The organism is Clostridium sp. TF06-15AC (genome assembly GCF_003481165.1).
Classification (GTDB): domain Bacteria; phylum Bacillota; class Clostridia; order Lachnospirales; family Lachnospiraceae; genus Otoolea; species Otoolea fessa.
The window spans coordinates 498,127-512,352 of record NZ_QUKS01000001.1; the positions used below are offsets into that span (position 1 = coordinate 498,127).

Annotated in this window: 10 protein-coding genes; 1 reads left to right on the top strand and 9 read right to left on the bottom strand. The window is 49.5% G+C overall.

Features of this window, described 5'->3' with window-relative positions; all coding sequences use genetic code 11:
• Positions 1-34: 34 nt before the first annotated feature.
• The 9 genes from DXC57_RS02180 to DXC57_RS02220 form a co-directional block, all read right to left on the bottom strand.
• On the bottom strand, positions 35-925 hold the full coding sequence (locus tag DXC57_RS02180; RefSeq protein WP_118650970.1) for a DMT family transporter: 891 nt from the start codon (positions 923-925) through the stop codon (positions 35-37).
• A gap of 46 nt (positions 926-971) precedes the next feature.
• The gene (locus DXC57_RS02185) at positions 972-2,021 is read right to left on the bottom strand and encodes an aldose epimerase family protein (protein WP_118650972.1); all 1,050 of its coding nucleotides are present in this window, start codon (positions 2,019-2,021) and stop codon (positions 972-974) included.
• 699 nt (positions 2,022-2,720) lie between these two features.
• On the bottom strand, positions 2,721-3,806 hold the full coding sequence (gene asd, locus DXC57_RS02190) for an aspartate-semialdehyde dehydrogenase (RefSeq protein ID WP_118468829.1): 1,086 nt from the start codon (positions 3,804-3,806) through the stop codon (positions 2,721-2,723).
• Between the two features lie 254 nt (positions 3,807-4,060).
• Positions 4,061-5,632 carry a nitrite/sulfite reductase gene (locus tag DXC57_RS02195; protein ID WP_118472826.1) on the bottom strand — a complete coding sequence of 524 codons (1,572 nt, stop codon included), beginning with the start codon at positions 5,630-5,632 and terminating at the stop codon, positions 4,061-4,063.
• Between the two features lie 121 nt (positions 5,633-5,753).
• The gene (gene deoD / locus DXC57_RS02200; RefSeq protein WP_118472827.1) at positions 5,754-6,476 is read right to left on the bottom strand and encodes a purine-nucleoside phosphorylase; all 723 of its coding nucleotides are present in this window, start codon (positions 6,474-6,476) and stop codon (positions 5,754-5,756) included.
• Between the two features lie 34 nt (positions 6,477-6,510).
• On the bottom strand, positions 6,511-8,754 hold the full coding sequence (locus DXC57_RS02205) for a DNA topoisomerase (ATP-hydrolyzing) (RefSeq protein ID WP_118472828.1): 2,244 nt from the start codon (positions 8,752-8,754) through the stop codon (positions 6,511-6,513).
• A gap of 85 nt (positions 8,755-8,839) precedes the next feature.
• A complete protein-coding gene (locus tag DXC57_RS02210; RefSeq protein WP_118468750.1) occupies positions 8,840-10,759 on the bottom strand; it encodes a DNA gyrase subunit B in 1,920 nt (639 codons plus the stop codon).
• Positions 10,760-11,242: 483 nt separating this feature from the next.
• A complete protein-coding gene (locus tag DXC57_RS02215; protein WP_118472880.1) occupies positions 11,243-12,028 on the bottom strand; it encodes a ZIP family metal transporter in 786 nt (261 codons plus the stop codon).
• A gap of 372 nt (positions 12,029-12,400) precedes the next feature.
• On the bottom strand, positions 12,401-12,637 hold the full coding sequence (locus tag DXC57_RS02220; protein WP_022360338.1) for a hypothetical protein: 237 nt from the start codon (positions 12,635-12,637) through the stop codon (positions 12,401-12,403).
• A gap of 155 nt (positions 12,638-12,792) precedes the next feature.
• On the opposite strand from DXC57_RS02220, the gene DXC57_RS02225 reads away from it, so the two are divergent.
• On the top strand, positions 12,793-14,172 hold the full coding sequence (locus DXC57_RS02225) for an MATE family efflux transporter (protein WP_118472829.1): 1,380 nt from the start codon (positions 12,793-12,795) through the stop codon (positions 14,170-14,172).
• The last annotated feature ends 54 nt before the right edge of the window (positions 14,173-14,226 follow it).

Below are 14,226 nucleotides of genomic sequence, written 5' to 3' on the forward strand. Positions count from 1 at the left end.
GTTCACGCATACGTGTCCAGTAACCTAATTTTCTCTAATTACTTTTCCGCTTCGGCGTCCACTCCGCCAGAATCGCCGCCGCAAACATCAGCGCACAGCCAATTAGCATCCGCAACGTCAGCTCCTCATGCAGCAGCCAGACAGAGAACAGGAGTCCAAACACCGATTCAAACGACAGTAGAATCGAGGATGTGCTGGCGCTCAGATATTTCTGCCCCACTGTCTGAAGCAGAAAACAGAGCATACTGGATGCGAGCCCCAGATACAGCATCGAAACTGCTACTCCCGGCAGTGTAAATACTTCCGGATGGAACGCTCCTTCCGTGAGAAGCCCCAGCACCCACGAACACGCCGCCGCTGTTCCCATCTGCATGACCGTCAGGCGGATCGGAGTGCAGTATGCCGTGAAGCGATCCAGAAAAATCATATGAACCGCAAAGCAGATGCCGCACACCAGCGTCAGGAAATCACCAAAATTGACCGACAGATCGCCTTTCAGCGATAAAAGAGCCAATCCCACAACAGCAAATCCCGCTGCGACCAGGTTATTTGCCTTCGGGCGCACATGATTAACCGCCCATGCCAGAAACGGCACGATCACCACATACAACGTCGTAATAAACGCATTTTTACTCGCGGTCGTGTATTTCAGCCCATACGTCTGAAAATAATAACTGATAAATAGAAACAATCCCGCCAGTGCGCCGCATTTAAACTCCTGCATCGACATTCCCCGGATCTGTCTCCAGAAAAGAGCCGCCATCCCAAGCGCCGCGATCGTAAACCGGTACGCCAAAAGGTATGTAGGTGTGATCGCGTCCATCGAATTTTTCATCACAACGAATGCGCTGCCCCAGATAATTGTTACAAATAAAAGGCTGGCAGATGCCAGCACTTTTACTCCCTTGTTGTTTGTCTCACTCATGTCAATCTCTATCCTATGTCAAAATGATCACAAATCAAATACAAATTTAAAACGTCATAAATTTGTAACTGGTCGTTGTATCGTATTTCTCGCCCTTTTTCACGATCGGGGATGCAAATCCCGGCATGTTGACTGCGTTCGGGTAATACTGCGTCTCAAAGCAGTATCCCTGGCGTCTCGCATACTTCACGCCGCCCTTACCCGGAACCTGTCCGTCCAGGAAATTGCCCGTGTAGAACTGAACTCCCGGCAGATCGGTGTATACCTCCATCTTGCGCCCGCTCTCCTCGTCGATCGCAGCCGCCGCCAGACTGAATACACCTGACTCATGGTTGAGAATCCAGTTATGATCGTAGCCGCCGCCCAGTTTTAACTGATCGTAATCCGCTTCAATATCACGTCCGATCGGCTTGAAATCCGAGAAATCCATCGGAGTCCCCATTACCTTGCGGATCTCACCGGTCGGGATCAGCACCTTGTCTACCGCCGTGATCGCATCACTGTCAATGTAAACCATCTGTGAAAGCGCCGGACCACTCTCATGGCCTGCCAGATTGAAATACGCGTGGTTTGTCATATTAAAAATGGTATCCTGATCGCAGGTCCCCTCGTAATGAATCTTTACTTCATTTTCATCTGTCAGCGTGTAGGTCACACGGATCGAGGCATTTCCCGGATATCCCTGATCGCCGTCCGGGCTTTCCAGGGTAAACGAAACCTGATTAACGCCCGTCTCATATTCTGCCGCCCAGATACGGTTCCGGTAAAAATCCATGCCGCTGTGCAAGTTGTTCGGACCATCATTCGCCGTCAATTCGTATTTTTTATCATTTAACGTAAACGCCGCGCCGCCAATCCGGTTTGCATTTCGTCCAACAGCCTCGCCCAGATGCCCATCGCTTACCAGGCAATCTGCTACTGTTTCATGTCCCAGCAGGACATCCGCCATCTCTCCGTTCCGATCCGGCACCAGCATCGTGGACCAGATTGCACCCAGATCTAAAAAGGATGCAGAAACTCCATTCTGATTCGTCAATGTATAACGGCTGACCTCTCTGCCATCTTCCATTGTTCCAAAGATTGTCTTCTCAACCATGCCAAATCCCCCTTAATTTTTAGAATCCGAAAAATATTTTTCGCATTTTTTATGCTTACTTATGTCAGAATAAATCTATTTAACTTTTCAAGTCGAACGTCCGTGAGACTTGGCGCGTGATTCTGGTCAGCGAAGCTGACATATTCCTATCAGAATCACTGTGCATCCTCGCGGAGCGTTTATCTCAGTCGGAGACAAGGCTTCCACTGAGACAAATTTGCTATTACTTATCACCTGAAGAGGTGGGAGTCTTCTCGACTGAGATAAATAGCTGATTTATTAAGTATACAATACTTTTCCCCTCATGCACACCCATTTTTTCCAAATCCCATTATAAAAATTTAAAGATTCGTTACTGTTCACACATGTGTGCCCAGTAACAGGCTTTTGCCGATGCTTCACATTCAAAATCGGCAAAAGCTGCAGCCAGAACTGTATCTTACGGAATTTTCAGTTCAGAAAATTCCCACCTGTGAACAATTACCAAGATTCCATTTCAGATAAAAAAGAATGTTCCTTGACGCATCACGCGGAGCATTTTTTGTGTCTTAGGACGAAGTTTCCTATGGCACAAACAAAAACTGCCGTTCCGGACAGAGTCAGCCATCGTTTTTTTAACAGCCTCTCCGCCACTGGGCGGCAGTTCTTACTTTTATCAGTTTTAATTTTCTATTTCACGGATTCTCTGAACAGATTTCTTTATTTCGCCTGGATATATCCCTGTGCGGTCAGAAGCTCTGCACACAGTACCGCACCGCCGGCTGCGCCGCGCAGTGTGTTGTGGGAGAGACCTACAAACTTCCAATCGTAAACTTTGTCTTCTCTCAGACGGCCAACAGATACGCCCATGCCCTTCTCATAGTTGACATCCAGCTGTACCTGCGGACGATTATCCTCTTCCAGATACTGAATGAACTGCTTCGGTGCGCTCGGAAGCTCCAGTTCCTGCGGAAGTCCTTTGAAATTAACCAGCTTCTCGATCAGCTGCTCTTTGGTTGGTTTCTTTCTGAACTTTACAAATACGGCTGCTGTATGTCCGTCCAGAACCGGTACACGGATGCACTGGCAGGTAATCACTGGCTCGGATGCCTTCACAATCTCGCCGTCCTTGATCTCTCCCCAGAGACGAAGCGGCTCCTGCTCGCTCTTCTCCTCCTCACCGCCGATGTACGGGATGATGTTGCCTTCCATCTCCGGCCAGTCTTTGAACGTCTTGCCAGCTCCGGAGATTGCCTGATACGTCGTAGCTACTACCTCATATGGCTCAAATTCCTTCCATGCAGTCAGAACCGGTGCATAGCTCTGGATGGAACAGTTCGGTTTTACTGCTACGAAGCCTCTCTTGGTTCCCAGACGTTTTTTCTGGAACTCAATCACCTTAAAGTGCTCCGGATTGATCTCCGGCACTACCATCGGAACATCCGGTGTCCAGCGGTGTGCGCTGTTGTTAGAAACAACCGGTGTTTCTGTCTTTGCATACGCATCTTCAATCGCACGGATCTCTTCTTTTGTCATATCTACGGCGCTGAACACGAAATCAACTTCGGATGCTACCTTCTCGATCTCGTTTACGTTCATAACGGCCATCTTCTTCACACACTCCGGCATCGGGGTCTGCATTTTCCAGCGTCCGCCGACTGCCTCCTCATATGTTTTTCCTGCAGAACGCGGGCTTGCTGCCAGCGCAGTAATCTCATACCACGGATGATTTGCCAGAAGCGTGATGAAACGCTGACCTACCATACCAGTTGCTCCCAGAATGCCTACACGTAATTTCTTTTCCATGTTCATCGTTTTTCTCCTCTTCTGACAGCGGCTTTTTCAGCTTCTCATGGCAGGATGGAGTTTGGATAGGAAGCTCCTGCTCTGCAACACGTTTTCACTCTGCCGCTGTAATTCTTGTCTATCCTATAACAAAACAAACAAAAAATCAACATTTTTCCGCAAGAAAAATACATTTGTATGTCACTCGCGGACATTTGACAAATTTATAACGTCTGTCACGGATTTAACGATGTTCTAACTCAAAATAGGTTCTTCTAAGCCAAGTATTCCGCTGCAGCCTTCTCAATCCCATCCGGGTACTGCGTCCGGTAGCTCTCAAAATCAAGCCCCCTTGCCGCAATCTCTTTTCCTAGTTTCACTAAGAACGACGGAATCTCACTCTCAAACATCGTGCCAAGCTCGCGTCCCATCGTCTCTTTTCCCTGTACCTCATTTCCGCCCAGATAAAATACAAATGCCGGCTGTGCCTTGCCATCTGCCATCCGCACACCGCCGCGGAATCCCATCAGTCCGGTCTGGTGGGTACCGCAGGAGGACGGACATCCGGAAATATGAATCTGCGGAAGTGCGCCGTCCGGGATCTGTGCCTCCCCGACCGCCTTTACACACGCCTGTAACAGAGCCTGCGAATCGCGTGCACCAACCTGACAGATCGACGCACCGATACAGCTTACCGATGTCTCAAACTTTGTCTGAGCCGTCTCCTTCGTCGCCTCCAGAATCTTCTCTGCTTCTGCTCCGGTCAAATTAATGATGTACGCAGTTTCATCCGGTGCCAGGCGAAGCTCTGTGCCGTCAATCGTCTGCATCAGTTCTCCCAGGGCTGCCAGCGTCTCCGGGCGCGGCTGTCCGCCAATCGGATGCCAGATAACCGTATAAAGTCCCTGCTGTTTCTGCTCCAGCACACGTTCTCCCGACGCGCTGCTTCCATCGCCTGTTTTGCTCTGCTTTTCTTTTATTCCTGCCGCTGCCATCACTTCCTCGCGGGAAAGATCCAGCTGCTCCCCGGATGTCAGTACCTCCTGAAGTTTCTCCTGATACGCCTTCCGGTAATTTTCCGCTCCGCCGAGTGCTTCCTGCATATACCGGGTACGCGCTTTTCCGCGGTTTTCGTAATTGCCATATGCCCGGAATGTCAGCCACATCGCCTTAATGTAATAAAGAATCTTCTCCGGCGCAACGCCCTCGGCAACTTTAACGCCAAACTGCGGATTGTTTCCCAGGCCGCCTGCACTGTATACATCAAACGTTCCGTCCGGACAAGCCGCAAATCCCAGATCGCGGTAGGTCGCGTGCGTCACATTCGCCGGTGAATTAGAGAAACAGACCTTGAGCTTGCGCGGCATCTTTTCCGCATTGATAAAGGTCATCAGATATTCTCCCGCCGCCTTCGCCCACGGCATAACGTCGAAATATTCGCCCTCTTCCACGCCGGAAAGCGGAGAACACATCACATTTCGCGGAAAATCCCCGCCGCCGCCCATCGTCACGATCCCGGCATCGAGTGCCTGCTCCATCAATTCACAGACTGATTTCTCATCCAGATTGTGAAACTGCACGCTCTCACAAGTCGTAAAATGTACCATATTTACCTGATATGCACGGATTGCCTTTGCGATAAATGCAAGCTTCTCCTTCGACACACATCCTGCCGTCATACGCAGACGCAGCATGCTCGCCGCGCCGCCTTTCTGTGCATAACTGCCGTAACGTCCTGAAAAGCCCTTATATGAGCCCTTATCCATCTTTCCTGCATAAAAATCCCTCGTTTTTTCACAAAACTCCGGAAGATCTGTTTTCCACTCCTGTGGAGCAATTCCTATCATTGTTCTCTCCTGTTTTCTCTTCCTGCTGCCACCACGTTTTCTTACGGCACTTTCGGTTCCAAAAGTGCCTACCCATAAACAGTAACCTTCAAATTCTACTTTTATTTTACCAGCTTAGCACTTACACCAGATCCAGCGCCACTTCCATCATATTGGTAAACGTCTTCTCGCGTTCTTCTGCCGTCGTCGCCTCTCCGGTCACTGCCGAATCCGATACGGTCAGGATACAGATCGCATTTGCGCCCGCATAGGCAGCGTTGCTGTAAAGTGCCGCCGACTCCATCTCCACTGCCAGCACGCCCATCTGCGCCCAGGTAGTTCCGGTCGGCTCAAGCGGTGGATTGTAGAACATATCGGAACACAAAATATTACCGACATGATATTTTAAATTTCTCTTTTTCGCAGACTCAACCGCCTTTTCCAGCAGCTCATAGCTGCACACGCAGGAATAATCCCCCGGCAGGCAAAACTGTTTTACATAGTTGGATGTCGTACAGGAGCCCATCGCAAAAATAAGCTCGCGCACCTTTACCTCCGGACGCAGCGCACCGGCTGTTCCGATCCGGATCAGATTCTTGCATCCATAAAAATGAATCAGCTCATACGAATAAATTCCCATCGACGGACAGCCCATGCCGGTTCCCATGACAGACACGCGTTTGCCCTGATAATAGCCGGTATAACCGTACATATTTCTCGTTGTATTGAACTGTTTTGCATCCGTCAGAAAATGTTCTGCGATATACTTTGCCCGCAGCGGATCGCCCGGAAGTAGAATTGTCTCCGCAATCTCGCCCTGCTTTGCCCCGATATGAGGGGTCGGTGTGTTCTGAAGTTCAGTCATATGAAATACCTCCTTTTTTTCTTTCTGTTTTGTTCTAGCTTCTCGCCCGGCTTCCCTTGCCGTCGCGGTGGCCTATTTTCAAACGGCTCAAATGAACCGGTTTTTCTTTATACATAACGATCGGATCGTCCTCGGTGCCGTCCAGCAGATGGATTGCCTCCAGCGACTCGGTACGTCCCAGCTTGATGCCGCGCACACCTTTCGCATTCTTCTTCATCTCCGATATCTCCTCGATCGGGAATCGCAGGAAGATACCGCTGGTTGTCTGGATGACCGCCTCTCTCATGCCGTCCGCCGACTGTACCGAGAGAAGCATATCATTCTCCTGAAGCTTGGTCGCCGCCACTGTCCGGTTATTTGTCTCAAATTCCCCGCCCGGCACGATCTTGATCATCGCATCTTTCGTTGCAAATAATAGCTTCTGTCCCTTTAACTGCGCCGCATTCACCACACAGACCGGACGTTCTTTGGTACCATCAAATTTACTCAGGTTATCAATCGGCACACCCTTATCGCGCAGCTTTCCAAACGGAATCTCCGTCACCTTCACCTGATGGAATGCACCCAGATCCGTAAACAATCCAATCTTATCCGTCGTATGGCACGACAGTACATACATATTCTCCGTGTCCACTGTCTCCCGGTTCCGCTCGTAGATCGACGGTTCCAGAATCTTGCAATAACCAAACTTGTCCAGCACGAACACGCCCGGTCTGGCGCTCTCCGCCGCCTCGTCATACACCGCCTCGCGTCCATCCTCGATCTTCGTCCGGCGTTCCACTGCAAACTCTTCCTTGATTGACCGAAGATCTTCTTTAATCACCTCGTCCATCGCCTCACGGCTGCCGAGAATCTTCTGGTATTCTTTGATCTTTCGAAGTGTCTCTTTGTACTCCTTCTGCAATGCCAAGATCTCCAGGCCGATCAGTTTATAGAGACGCATTTCCAGAATCGCAGATGCCTGTTTCTCCGTAAAATGAAGCTTCTTGGCGTCTTCCTCAAATCCCGGTGTGCGGAACTGTATTTTGGAAATATCGCCCTCCATCAGGCAGGCTTTCGCATCTTTCAGATTCTTCGAACCGCGCAGGATCGCGATAATCAGATCGATGCAGTCGCAGGCTGTGATCAGACCTTCCTTGATCTCCTTCTTCTCCTGCTCCTTTTCCAGAAGCACCTGATACTTGCGGGTATTATTTTCATACTGGAAATCCAGGTAATTCTTTAAGATTCCCTTTAAATTCAGCGTCTCCGGGCGTCCATTCGTGATCGCCAGCATATTGACGCCGAATGTATCCTCCAGTTTTGTCTTTTTATACAAAATATTCTGGATTTTCTCAATATCCGCATCTTTCTTGAGTTCCAGAACAATCCGGATTCCTTCTTTATTCGATTGGTTGGAAATATCCACCACATCGGCAAGTTTCTTGGACTCAACCAGATCTGCGATATCCGACAGACATTTATTGATGCCCGCGCCGATCATCGTGTACGGAATCTCCGTGATCACCAGCTTGTCCCGGTCAGAACGGCGTTTTCCAAGCTCCACCTCCATCCGGGCACGCAGCTTGATGCGCCCCATTCCCGTCTCATAGATCGCCGGAAGCTCACTCTTATTCGCAATGATGCCGCCTGTCGGGAAATCCGGTCCCTTTAAGACGCTCAGAAGCGCTTCCGTCTCCATCTCCGGCTGATCGATATACGCCATCACCGTATCGATGACCTCGCCCAGATTGTGCGGCGGAATGCTGGTGCTCATGCCGACCGCAATTCCCTCGGCACCGTTAATCAGAAGATTCGGCACACGGACCGGCAGAACCTCCGGCTCTTTCTCCGTCTCATCGTAGTTCGGCACAAAGCGGACGGTCTTATCCAAATCCTTTAAATATACTTCCTCCGCAAACTTCTGGAGACGCGCCTCCGTGTAACGCATCGCCGCCGCCCCGTCGCCCTCGATGGAACCAAAGTTTCCATGTCCGTCTACCAGCGGCATTCCTTTCTTAAAATTCTGGGAAAGCACGACCAGCGTCTCATAGATCGAACTGTCGCCGTGCGGATGGTATTTACCCATCGTATCACCGACGATACGCGCCGATTTCCGGTGCGGCTTGTCGTGCCCCAGATGCAGCTCCCCCATATCGTAAAGGACGCGGCGCTGTACCGGTTTCAAACCATCCCTCGCATCCGGGATGGCGCGGGCCGTGATGACACTCATCGAGTAGTTCATATAGCTGCGCTGCATTTCCTCTGAATATTCTGTCGTAATGATCGTTTCAGCCATTCTATTTTCTATCTCCTAAATTCCTGTCATATACTTTCATAATCGTAACTGTTCAGTGCCTTCACAGTTACTCATAATCTTTCTATTAAGCATCTATCTCCGCCTCATCCGCGTGATCGTAGATAAACTGCCGTCTCGGCGGCACGTCGCTTCCCATCAGCATCTCCGTGATCTCCGACGCCATCCGGGCATCCTCGATCTCCACACGCTTGAGCACACGGTTCTCCGGGTTTAACGTCGTCTCCCAGAGCTGTTCCGCATCCATCTCGCCCAGACCTTTGTAGCGCTGCAGGGTAAATTCCCCTGTGTGGGTTCTGCGGTAGCGCTCCAATGCTTTCTCATCGTATAGATACTCTTCTTTTCCCTTTTTCGGAATCACCTTAAATAACGGCGGCATCGCAATATATACGTGCCCGTTCTGAATCAATTCCGGCATAAAACGGTATAAGAAAGTCAGAAGCAGAGTATCAATATGGCTTCCGTCCACATCGGCATCCGTCATCAGGACGATCTTGTGGTAACGCAGCTTCGCAATATCGAAATCATTGCCATATCCTTCCGAAAAGCCGCAGCCGAACGCATTGATCATCGTCTTGATCTCGGCATTCGCCAACACCTTGTCCATCGAAGCTTTCTCCACATTTAAAATCTTGCCCCGGATCGGCAGGATCGCCTGATAGCGGCGGTTTCGTCCCATCTTAGCTGAACCGCCCGCGGAATCTCCCTCGACAATGAAAATCTCACATTTCTCTGCCTCGCGGCTCTCACAGTTTGCCAGCTTTCCGTTGCTGTCAAAGGAAAAACGGGATTTCGTCAGCATATTGGTCTTGGCGCGTTCCTCTGCCTTCCGGATCTTTGCAGATTTCTCCGCACAGGCGATGATCGCCTTCAATACCTCTAAATTCCGGTCAAAATAAAGCTGCAGCTCGTCCCCTGTCACGCTGAACACCGCTTTTGTCGCATCGGCACTCGCCAGCTTTGTCTTCGTCTGCCCCTCAAAGATCGGATCCGGATGCTTGACCGCCACAACCGCCGTCATGCCGTTTCTCGTATCCGGTCCTGTAAATTTTGTATCTTTTTCCTTCAGGATTCCCAGCTCTTTCGCATAGCTGTTGATCATCTGGGTAAAACGCGTCTTAAAGCCTGCCAGATGCGTGCCGCCCTCCTGCGTGAAAATATTGTTGCAGAAGCCGAGTACATTTTCCTCAAATGCATCGACAAACTGGAACGCCACTTCAACCTCGATCTGGTCGCTGACGCCCTTAAAATAAATCGGATCATGAATCGGCGTCTTCGTGCTGTTCAACTCGCGCACATACGCCACGATGCCGTCCGGCTCCGAATAAGTCACTTTTTCAGCCTCGCCTGCCCGCTTATTCTCATAAAGAATCGTCAGCTTCGGGTTCAGATATGCCGTCTCATGCAGGCGGCTCTTGAGCCAGTCCGCCTTGAACCGCGTTTTTTCAAAAATCTCCGGATCCGGCAGAAAATTGATCTCTGTTCCAGTCTCTCTTGTCTTTCCAACCACCGGCAGAAGACCATCGATCAGCTCAACCGTCGGGATGCCGCGCTCATACGCATCGTGATGGATCTGTCCATTTTTATATACATTGACCTCCAGATGCGCTGAGAGGGCATTGACAACCGATGAACCGACACCGTGCAAACCGCCGCTCGTCTTGTACGCATTGTTGTCAAACTTGCCGCCCGCGTGCAAGGTCGAGAGCACAATTCGCTCCGCTGCCATACCCTTTTTATGCATCTCCACCGGAATACCGCGTCCATTGTCCCGGACGGTGCAGGAGCCGTCCGCCTCGAGCGTCACGCGGATCTGGGAACAGGCGCCCGCCAGGTGCTCATCGACCGAGTTATCCACGATCTCATAGATCAGGTGATTGAGTCCCTTCGTTCCCACACTTCCTATATACATACCAGGACGCTTACGGACAGCCTCCAGCCCCTCCAGAACCGTTATGCTGTCCGCATCATACTGTGTTTTACCCATAGATTCATTCCTCCTGTGCCCGACCTGGGAATCATATTTGCTGCCATTTACACGTGTGATGCAAACGGCAGCTTTTATTTCACTGGTCAAGCTGATTTCTTCCACTTATAATACGTATTTATTTTATGACTTTGAAATCATGCAAATAGAACATTCTAACTCTCTGGCATCACACCCGCCAGCCATTGTTTTATAGACTTTTCATTAGCGAAAAAGTAGTAAACCGTTCTCATTTACTATAAAATATTAGTAACTGTTCAGTACCTTCACAGTCACGCGCAAAAATCCATTAAAAATTGCCTGCGGCAATGGGATTTTTTCCTGCTAGCCCATGTTTTCGTACGGTCAGCGCAGTAAATGCGCGGACCTACTGAACAGCTACAAATATTATTACATAAATTCAAAAATTTTGCAACGCATTTTTCAGAACAAATGTTCGCTTTTTGGACAACCGGATTCCATGCCAGCACTGCCAGCTTTCTTTTATCCCAGCGCCACATCCAGAATCATCATCAGCACAAATCCAACCGCAAATCCGATCGTTCCCATATCGGAATGACTGCCCTGCGCCGACTCCGGAATCAGCTCCTCCACAACCACGTAAATCATCGCCCCTGCTGCAAGCGCCAGGAGAACCGGCAGAACCGGTTCCAGATAGCGGTACGCGGCGATCGTCGCAAGCGCCCCGATCGGCTCGACGATACCGGAGAGTGTTCCCATCGCAAACGCCTTTTTCCGGCTCATCCCCGACTCACTCCGAAGCGGCAGGGAAATGATCGCTCCCTCCGGGAAGTTCTGAATCGCAATTCCAAGTGAAAGTGCCAGCGCCGCTGCAAGCGTGATGCCGCTCTTTTCTGCTAAGAATCCGGCAAATACCACTCCGACTGCCATGCCCTCCGGGATATTGTGAAGTGTGACCGCCAGAACCAGCATCGTTGTCTTCTTGAGCCCGCACATATGTCCCTCCGGCTCATCACTTCCCAGATGCAGATGCGGAATCAGGCGATCCAGCAAAAGCAGCATCAGAATACCCACCATAAACCCAATGGATGCCGGCAGACATGCCAGACGCCCCATCGCTTCGCACATATTCATCGATGGAATTAAAAGCGACCAGACCGACGCCGCCACCATCACCCCCGATGCGAACCCCAAAAGCGTTTTCTGGATGATCGGCTTTAACTCATTTTTCAAAAAAAAGACGCAAGCTGCTCCCGCCGTCGTACCGACAAACGGAATCAAAACCCCAAGTAGCGTATTATGATCCATATTCATTCCCTTCGCTTTCTTTTTTAATATCTGAGCGGTTCTTTCCCCGGAACCTTGTTTTTTTTCTTCTATTTCTCTTTGAGGTACCGGTTTGATCAAAGAAGTCATCTCAAGTTCCTCTGATTGAATATTCCTATTGTAGCATATGCACCTTTCTTTTGCACGGTTCCTTTTTATCATTAAGCCGATTTCATCCGCCAATCCCGGCTCAAATCCGATTCAAACAACCCTCTGTTTCGGCACCGGCATTCTTTCATATATTTCGTTTACAAATGTTTTTTCACAAAATAAAAAAAGAACCAGAAACCAGGCTGTCCCTAATTTCCAGTTCTCTTTTCATTCTTTGAATACAATGATTTATCGCTTTTTAATTTATTTCTGCTCAGAATTCTGTTTGATAAACTCATGAACATCGTTTACGCTTAAATTGCTCTCTTCGATCGCATCCAGTAATTCGCTTAATTCAGCTTTACGAATCTCAGCCGCTAATTCCTTTTTCTCTGCTTTCAGAGCTTTAACGGTTTCTTCTAATTTAGCCAGCTTCTCTTCTACCGCTGCCAGCTTCTCTTTGTTTACTTCTAATGCAGAACGTTTTGGTCCTCTCGGCATAATACATACCCCTTTCGTTTTCTTTGAGAATAGCACAGATCTCTTATTTGTGCAATATCGAACTTCCTTTTTTGAATGTCTTTCTCTCTGGACAAATTTCTTTTACTTTATTATAATATCAGGTTGTATCCAAACGCAAGAAAAAAGGAGTTTGTATGAGTAATCCCAATACACAGAACGATTTCTCCAAAGGAAGTATCGTTAAAAATATCATGAATCTCGCAATCCCGATGACGCTGGCGCAGCTTATCAACGTCCTGTACAACATCGTCGACCGCATCTATATCGGGCGCATTCCCGATCACGCCACTCTATCTTTGACCGGCATCGGGCTTTCGCTGCCAATCATCACGCTTGTCATCGCATTTGCCAATCTGTTTGGCATGGGCGGTGCACCGCTCTGCTCGATCGAACGCGGGCGCGGGGATATCAAAGAAGCCGAGGCAATCATGGGAAATTCTTTCTCCATGATGTTCATTTCAGGTGTGCTTCTGACCCTTCTCTGCCTGATATTCCGCAAACCAATGCTGTATCTGTTCGGCGCCAGCGACGCTACTTATCCATATGCGAATGCTTACATTACGATCTATCTGCTCGGCAGCCTGTTCGTGATGGTCGGACTTGGCATGAACTCGTTCATCAATTCACAGGGCTTCGGGCGCATCGGCATGATGACCGTCCTTTTAGGCGCTGCCGCCAATATCCTGCTCGACCCGATTTTTATCTTTGTGCTTCACATGGGAATCCGCGGCGCGGCGCTCGCCACCATCCTGTCGCAGCTTCTCTCCGCTATCTGGATTCTGCGGTTTTTAACCAGTGACAAAACAATTCTGAAACTGAGACGTTCTTCCATGCGTCTTTCCGCGCAGAGAGTCCGGAAAATCGTCGGTCTCGGACTTTCCGGTTTCACAATGTCGATCACAAACTGCACCGTCCAGATCATGTGCAATGCGACCTTACAGGTATACGGCGGCGATCTCTACGTCGGCGTTATGACCGTTATCAACTCCATCCGTGAAATTGCAACGCTTCCGGTAACCGGCGTCACCCACAGCGCCCAGCCGGTGCTCGGTTTCAATTATGGGGCAAAAGAATACGGACGCGTTAAAAAGGCGATCGTCTTTACCTCTTTTATTGCAATTTTATATACGACCGGTATCTGGCTGATCGTCGATGGTTTCCCGGCATTCTTTATCCGCATTTTTAACCAGGATGCCGAACTCATCGCAGCAGGTATTCCGGCGATCCGCTTATACTTTTTCGGATTCTTTATGATGTCGCTCCAATTCTCCGGACAGTCGATTTTCGTCGGTCTGGGCAAATCCAAAAAAGCGATCTTTTTCTCTATTTTCCGAAAAGTAATCATCGTCGTTCCGCTGACAATCCTGCTGCCAGGTATGTTCGGAATGGGCACCAACGGCGTATTCGCCGCCGAACCGATTTCCAACTTTGTCGGCGGAATTGCCTGCTTTGGAACGATGCTTTTGACGATTTGGAGAGAATTGACGAGATTGCAGAAAGGGAAGGATTCTTAAAGATAGAGAGGTTATTTATTTAAATGAAAATGGCTAAAAGTTTGTGGGACGGAC

Excerpts from the sequence above, each read along its gene's own strand:
- DXC57_RS02220 (WP_022360338.1), bottom strand. The coding sequence starts at position 12,637 with ATGCCGAGAGGACCAAAACGTTCTGCATTAGAAGTAAACAAAGAGAAG.
- DXC57_RS02185 (WP_118650972.1), bottom strand. The coding sequence starts at position 2,021 with ATGGTTGAGAAGACAATCTTTGGAACAATGGAAGATGGCAGAGAGGTC.
- DXC57_RS02195 (WP_118472826.1), bottom strand. The coding sequence starts at position 5,632 with ATGATAGGAATTGCTCCACAGGAGTGGAAAACAGATCTTCCGGAGTTT.
- DXC57_RS02180 (WP_118650970.1), bottom strand. The coding sequence starts at position 925 with ATGAGTGAGACAAACAACAAGGGAGTAAAAGTGCTGGCATCTGCCAGC.
- DXC57_RS02215 (WP_118472880.1), bottom strand. The coding sequence starts at position 12,028 with ATGGATCATAATACGCTACTTGGGGTTTTGATTCCGTTTGTCGGTACG.
- deoD (WP_118472827.1), bottom strand. The coding sequence starts at position 6,476 with ATGACTGAACTTCAGAACACACCGACCCCTCATATCGGGGCAAAGCAG.
- asd (WP_118468829.1), bottom strand. The coding sequence starts at position 3,806 with ATGGAAAAGAAATTACGTGTAGGCATTCTGGGAGCAACTGGTATGGTA.
- DXC57_RS02225 (WP_118472829.1), top strand. The coding sequence starts at position 12,793 with ATGAGTAATCCCAATACACAGAACGATTTCTCCAAAGGAAGTATCGTT.
- DXC57_RS02205 (WP_118472828.1), bottom strand. The coding sequence starts at position 8,754 with ATGGCTGAAACGATCATTACGACAGAATATTCAGAGGAAATGCAGCGC.
- DXC57_RS02210 (WP_118468750.1), bottom strand. The coding sequence starts at position 10,759 with ATGGGTAAAACACAGTATGATGCGGACAGCATAACGGTTCTGGAGGGG.